We start from the raw sequence: 5,703 nt of genomic DNA, 5'->3' as shown, positions 1-5,703 counted from the left end.
GCTTGTCCATCAGCGACTCGTTTTCCTACCGCCACACACACTCAAGCGGGGCGTTGTCGGTCGCGCTGACTCACATAAAGTTACACACACCCAACCAACAACACAAACCCGCAGGTAAAAAAGGGGTTTACGGCTTGGTTACCCGCTCGATTGTGGCACCAAGCTGTTGGAGTGACTCCACAAACTGCGGATAGCCGCGATCGATGTGGAAAACGTCATGGATTTCCGTTACCCCGTCGGCACAGAGCGCCGCGAGCACGAGGCCAGCACCTGCGCGGATATCTGAGCTCCATACCGCGGTGGACGACAGCTCCTCCATTCCTCGGACCACTACGTGGTGTCCGTCGACGGTGGCATCAGCCCCCAGGCGCTGCATTTCGTCAACGAACCGGAATCGTGATTCGAATACGTTCTCTGTAATGACGGATACACCTTCAGACACTGCAGCGAGACCGATCGCCATTGGTTGGAGGTCTGTCGGGAAGCCTGGGAACGGCAGGGTCTGGTAGTCAACAGCTTGTGCTCGGGCCGGCATGGAAACTCGGAAACCGGTGGCGTACGTTTCCACTTCGGCGCCGGCCAAGCGGAGCTTCTGGAGTGGCAGATGCAGATGAACAGGCGCGATGCCCCCGACGGTGATGTCACCACCGGTCATCGCTGCTGCATACGCCCAGGTGCCCGCAACGATCCGGTCTCCCACAACCTCGTGGGTGGTGGGATGCAGTTTTTCAACGCCTTCAATGGTGATGGTGGAAGTGCCACCACCTTCGACCTTCGCCCCCATTTCATTGAGCATGTCGCAGAGATCAACAATTTCGGGTTCGCGGGCTGCGTTGTCGAGGACGGTCACACCGTCGGCAAGCACTGCGGCGGTGAGGATGTTTTCCGTAGCGCCCACTGAGGGGAAGTCGAGCGAGATGTGCGCACCACGGAGCTTTTCTGCGGTGGCGACAACCGCGCCGTGGCGAATTTGGGTGGTGGCGCCGAGCTTTTCCAAGCCAGTTTGGTGCATGTCCAGCGGTCGGGAGCCGATGGCGTCACCGCCCGGTAGTGCGACAACGGCGCGACCGCACCGCGAAGTCAGTGGTCCAAGCACACATACTGAGGCGCGGAATTGGCGCACCGCGTCGAAGTCGGCGTCGCTCTTGAGCTGCGCTGGGGTGGTAATCCGCACGTTGTCGCGCTCGATTTCTACCTGGCAGCCAAGCCCTTCCAGAACGTCTTTCATCAGTGGAACGTCGAGGATCTCTGGGCAGTTGGTGAGCGTCGTTGTGCCTTCGGCGAGCAGTGCTGCTGCCATCAGCTTTAACACGCTGTTTTTCGCGCCGACTACTTTAACCGTGCCCTTGAGGCGCACCCCACCAGTGACCAAAAATGTTTCTTTCACAGCCCCCAAGTCTAAACGCAAAATGCCCGGCTGTCTGGGGCGGTTTCTACTACCGTGGAGTTCATGGCTGTTCACTTGACCAAGATTTATACCCGTACCGGCGACGAAGGCACGACCGGTTTGTCCAATTTTGAGCGTGTCTCCAAGAACGACGCTCGACTCCACGCTTACGCGGACACGGAGGAGGCGAACGCCGCGCTCGGCGAGGTGCTGGCGTTGGGGTCGCCTCGCGAGGACATTGCAGCGACGTTGCGGCGCGTGCAGAACGAGCTTTTCGACGCCGGTGCCGACCTTGCGACGCCCATCGAAGATAACCCCAAGTACCCACCTCTCCGGATTGAGCAGTCCTACATTGACCGGTTAGAGGAAGAATGCGACCGCTTCAATGAGGAACTCGCCCCGCTGGATTCCTTCATCCTTCCGGGTGGTACACCAACTGCAGCGCTTATTCATACCGCACGCACGATTACTCGACGCGCGGAACGGGCAGCCTGGGCAGCATACGAGGCGTTCCCCGAAACTACGTCCAAGCTGCCAGCACAGTACCTCAATCGCTTGAGCGACCTGTTGTTTATCCTCGGTCGAATCGAAAACGCCGGGAACGACACTAAGTGGGTTCCCGGCGGATCTCGCTAATTATCTGTTTCTTTAAGGCAGCGCTCCGATACGACGCGCCGCGTTGACGGCCTCGTATCGAGTGTGCGCGCCCAGTTTGCGCATCACAGAACGCAGGTAACTCTTCACTGTTTCAGCACCGATACCCATTTCTTCGGCGGCTTCTACGTTGGTATGCCCCAAGGCAACGCAAGCGAGAACATCCAGTTCACGGGCAGAGAGCTTAGTGGTTTGCTTCATGCGAACTGGCGTGACCATCTGGTCGCACAGTTCTTCAATTTCTTTGCGCAGCGAGTCATCACCCACGCGGTTAGCAAGCATTCGGAGCTTGGAGTGCGTGGAGCGAATCTGCTCCCACTCAGCACCGTTCATCACGCGGCCAGATTTGACTGCGCCGCCCCGAGGACCATCGGAGCGTCGGAAAGCTGCGTTGATGGCCAGGTCCTGCTCGAGTGCGCGGGCGGTCATCGTCACCTCTTCAATGACCTTGTCACCCAGGCGGAGCGACGAGTGAACGCCCACATACAGGACGCCGACTACATCGCGGTGCACGATAACAGGGACGGCCACGATCGAATGCAGGCCTTCGTCCTGGATGGCTTTGTCGTATTCGTGGGAAATGACGCTAGCGCGGGTGTAGTCGGAGACTCCCACTGGGCGTTTGGTAGCCAGCACTCGGCCACCGACGCCGGACCCTGCGTCAATAATGATGTTTTGCAAGGCAGGGGTACGCAGGCCAACCCAAGCGCTGATCTGCAATTTGTTTTCCCCAAACACCGTTGCATACATGGTGACCGGAATTCCCGTCGCAGTCTTCAGTGAGGTGAGGGCGGCGCGGATCGCGTCGTCATCGTCCTTGATTGATTGCGTTTCCACCATTGAAACTCCTCTAAAACTCCACCCGAGCAGGTACACCCGTCGGTGTGCGATTCGCACATTAATGTGGAGTATATCCACAAAGCGGGGGTGAACCAAAGCGCAATTTATTCACAAGGTACTTAATGATGTGCATAGTATGCGTTGTTCAACCAAGTTAGATACCCCTGCCTTTGATGGCTAAAGCTGCCACGAAAACGTTTTCACCTGCGTTTATAACAAAATAAGCCACCCCCGAAGCGGCTATTTTCTATCCATTCATGAAGGGGTATTCAGATTTGCCCCCAAGATTCAAGCCAAAAGACCAAGTTAAATGTCACAATTTTGGGGCGAAATTATCCAACAATGTTCAACAATTTACACACATCTAGACAATGCAGTCTACCTAATCTAAACTATATAGACTAGTTTTTTCGTCAGAAGAGGCGTAGACTTCCCCTCATCAGTGAAAACAACCGAGAGGAAAACATGTCCAACGTCTACAACAACGTCACGGAAACTATCGGACGTACCCCGCTAGTACGCCTCAACCGCCTCGTCGAAGGCCTCGAAGCTGAAGTATTAGTCAAGCTCGAGTTCTACAACCCAGCCAACAGCGTGAAAGATCGCATCGGAGCTGCAATTATCGACGCCGCTGAGGCTTCCGGCGAGCTCACTCCGGGCGGCACCATCGTGGAAGCAACCTCCGGAAACACCGGTATCGCCCTCGCCATGGTCGGTGCAGCACGCGGATATCGAGTGGTCCTGACCATGCCAGAAACAATGTCGGCAGAGCGTCGCGTCATGTTGCGCGCCTATGGCGCAGAGATTGTTCTCACCCCGGGGGCAGCCGGTATGCAGGGCGCGGTAGACAAGGCAAACGAGATCGTCGCGGAGCGCCCTGGTTCGATCTTGGCCCGACAGTTCGCCAACAAAGCCAACCCTCAGCGGCACAAGGAAACCACCGCGGTTGAGATCTGGGAGGATACCAACGGCAAAATCGACGCTTTTGTCGCTGGCATTGGTACGGGTGGCACGGTGACGGGCGTCGGCACGGTGCTTAAAGACCACAACCCAGACATCACCGTCATTGGCGTCGAGCCAGCAGATTCCCCCCTGCTGACCACCGGCAAGGCTGGCCCGCACAAGATTCAGGGCTTGGGCGCGAACTTCATCCCGGAAGTACTCGACCGCAAGATCCTCGATGAGGTTCTCGCCGTCACCAGCGAGGATGCCGTCGCAATGTCGCGCGCGATGGGCGTGAAGGAAGGGATCCTGGGCGGAATCTCCGCCGGCGCTAACGTGAAAGCAGCACTCGAAGTCGCTTCCCGACCAGAGTTCAAGGACAAGACCATCGTCACCATCGTGCCGGACTTCGGCGAGCGCTACGTCTCCACTATCTTGTATGAGGACATTCGCGACTAGCTTAACGACGCCGTAAGCTCTCCACGAGTGGCGAGACGCTGCTAACATCGTCGCTATGTATCAGCTAGTTCGCATGATCCGCGAAGATCTCCAGAATGCCCGCGAACATGATCCCGCAGCCCGCGGTGATGTCGAGAACGCCATTGTGTACTCAGGCCTCCATGCCATTTGGGCGCATCGCGTGAGTCACGCGCTGTGGACCAGAGGGCTCAAGGGGCCTGCTCGCATTTTGGCGCAGGTCACCCGGTTCTTTACGGGGATTGAAATCCACCCCGGCGCAACCATTGGTCGCCGTTTTTTCATCGACCACGGCATGGGAATCGTCATCGGTGAAACTGCCGAAATCGGCGACGGCGTCATGCTCTACCACGGAGTCACGCTCGGTGGCCAGGTGCTAACCCAAACGAAACGCCACCCAACGCTCTGCGATGGTGTCACCGTGGGCGCCGGAGCGAAGGTGCTCGGCCCCATCACCATTGGTGAAGGCAGCGCCATCGGTGCGAACGCGGTAGTAACCAAAGATGTCCCTGCCAACCATATTGCCGTGGGGATTCCGGCGAAGAATCGCCCACGCAACCCCGACGAGTGCATCAAACTCGTCGACCCTGACGCCTACGTTACAGGCGGCTTCCCCGCTAACTACAGCATCTAATTCTTATGTCAGGCCCGCTCCGGCGGGCCTCACGCATATTCGGGGTTCTTTTCGATAAATCGCACGACAGCTGAGCAGGTAGCCGTATAAGGAATGTTCGCGGTCCTCGTGTCGTCTAGGGCAGCCTTGATCAGTGGCCGCGACAGGCCTTGCCCTTGGAACTTATCTCTAACAACAGTGTGGTCAAAGACGCGTGTTTCGCCATCCAGCGTGTACGCAGCGTAGCCAGCAACCTCACCATCGATGTCCAGGACGTAGCGGTTGGTGTCTTTCTCGTGCCGTACTTCAGTCATGGGCACCAGTGTGCCAGAAAAGGTGGGCCATCACACAAGAAAGTCCCTTGCCGTGAGGCAAGGGACTTAACATGTGGCCAGAGCCAGGATCGAACTGGCGACCCCACACTTTTCAGGCGTGTGCTCTACCGACTGAGCTATCTGGCCGTTGGCTTATCACTAGGATAAACCTGCGACCCTGACGGGACTTGAACCCGCGACCTCCGCCGTGACAGGGCGGCGCGCTAACCAACTGCGCCACAGGGCCGTGTCGAAAGAGTTTCTCTCTCGCACGAGGTAAAACTTTACACAGAAGTGCCAGCTCTAAACAAATCTGCAGGTCAGATTAGATAATTCATGGGTTTCAACCCCAAATGTCGCTCACCCCATACCTAGGCAGTTTGAGCTGTCATGATTCTTGTTGACGGTGAAACCCTCAACGACAAGGATGTGTGATTATGCCGAAGGCTTATCCAAAAGAATTTCAACAGCAGTGC

General features: G+C 57.1%; 6 protein-coding genes and 2 tRNA genes. 3 read left to right on the top strand and 5 right to left on the bottom strand.

Features of this window, described 5'->3' with window-relative positions; all coding sequences use genetic code 11:
- Positions 1–127: 127 nt before the first annotated feature.
- Positions 128–1,387: a UDP-N-acetylglucosamine 1-carboxyvinyltransferase gene (gene murA, locus ACZ6ZO_RS12735; RefSeq protein WP_465293066.1), complete on the bottom strand. Its 1,260-nt coding sequence runs from the start codon at positions 1,385–1,387 to the stop codon at positions 128–130.
- 63 nt (positions 1,388–1,450) lie between these two features.
- Between murA and ACZ6ZO_RS12730 the strand changes: the two genes are divergently transcribed.
- Positions 1,451–2,023: a cob(I)yrinic acid a,c-diamide adenosyltransferase gene (locus tag ACZ6ZO_RS12730; RefSeq protein WP_182385476.1), complete on the top strand. Its 573-nt coding sequence runs from the start codon at positions 1,451–1,453 to the stop codon at positions 2,021–2,023.
- 12 nt (positions 2,024–2,035) lie between these two features.
- Here ACZ6ZO_RS12730 and ramA read toward each other — a convergent pair whose 3' ends face one another.
- Positions 2,036–2,881 (bottom strand): acetate metabolism transcriptional regulator RamA, encoded by an 846-nt coding sequence (ramA, locus tag ACZ6ZO_RS12725; protein ID WP_182385475.1) that lies wholly within the window; start codon positions 2,879–2,881, stop codon positions 2,036–2,038.
- Between the two features lie 465 nt (positions 2,882–3,346).
- Between ramA and cysK the strand changes: the two genes are divergently transcribed.
- Both cysK and epsC read left to right on the top strand, forming a co-directional pair.
- Positions 3,347–4,282 carry a cysteine synthase A gene (gene cysK / locus ACZ6ZO_RS12720; protein WP_465293063.1) on the top strand — a complete coding sequence of 312 codons (936 nt, stop codon included), beginning with the start codon at positions 3,347–3,349 and terminating at the stop codon, positions 4,280–4,282.
- A gap of 55 nt (positions 4,283–4,337) precedes the next feature.
- On the top strand, positions 4,338–4,934 hold the full coding sequence (gene epsC, locus ACZ6ZO_RS12715) for a serine O-acetyltransferase EpsC (RefSeq protein ID WP_182385473.1): 597 nt from the start codon (positions 4,338–4,340) through the stop codon (positions 4,932–4,934).
- Positions 4,935–4,963: 29 nt separating this feature from the next.
- On the opposite strand, the gene ACZ6ZO_RS12710 is transcribed toward epsC, so the two are convergent.
- The 3 genes from ACZ6ZO_RS12710 to ACZ6ZO_RS12700 form a co-directional block, all read right to left on the bottom strand.
- Positions 4,964–5,227, bottom strand: a complete 264-nt coding sequence (locus ACZ6ZO_RS12710) for a GNAT family N-acetyltransferase (protein ID WP_465293061.1) — start codon at positions 5,225–5,227, stop codon at positions 4,964–4,966.
- 74 nt (positions 5,228–5,301) lie between these two features.
- Positions 5,302–5,374, bottom strand: a tRNA-Phe gene (locus ACZ6ZO_RS12705).
- A gap of 26 nt (positions 5,375–5,400) precedes the next feature.
- Positions 5,401–5,474 (bottom strand) — tRNA-Asp (locus ACZ6ZO_RS12700).
- Positions 5,475–5,703: the final 229 nt, after the last annotated feature.

It is taken from the genome of Corynebacterium sp. NPDC104732, assembly GCF_055583565.1.
This window is presented reverse-complemented; position numbering and strand designations above follow the sequence as displayed.

Bases quoted from the DNA above. Each gene is read 5' to 3' on its own strand.
- ACZ6ZO_RS12730 (WP_182385476.1), top strand. From the start codon at position 1,451: ATGGCTGTTCACTTGACCAAGATTTATACCCGTACCGGCGACGAAGGC.
- ramA (WP_182385475.1), bottom strand. From the start codon at position 2,881: ATGGTGGAAACGCAATCAATCAAGGACGATGACGACGCGATCCGCGCC.
- cysK (WP_465293063.1), top strand. From the start codon at position 3,347: ATGTCCAACGTCTACAACAACGTCACGGAAACTATCGGACGTACCCCG.
- epsC (WP_182385473.1), top strand. From the start codon at position 4,338: ATGTATCAGCTAGTTCGCATGATCCGCGAAGATCTCCAGAATGCCCGC.
- ACZ6ZO_RS12710 (WP_465293061.1), bottom strand. From the start codon at position 5,227: ATGACTGAAGTACGGCACGAGAAAGACACCAACCGCTACGTCCTGGAC.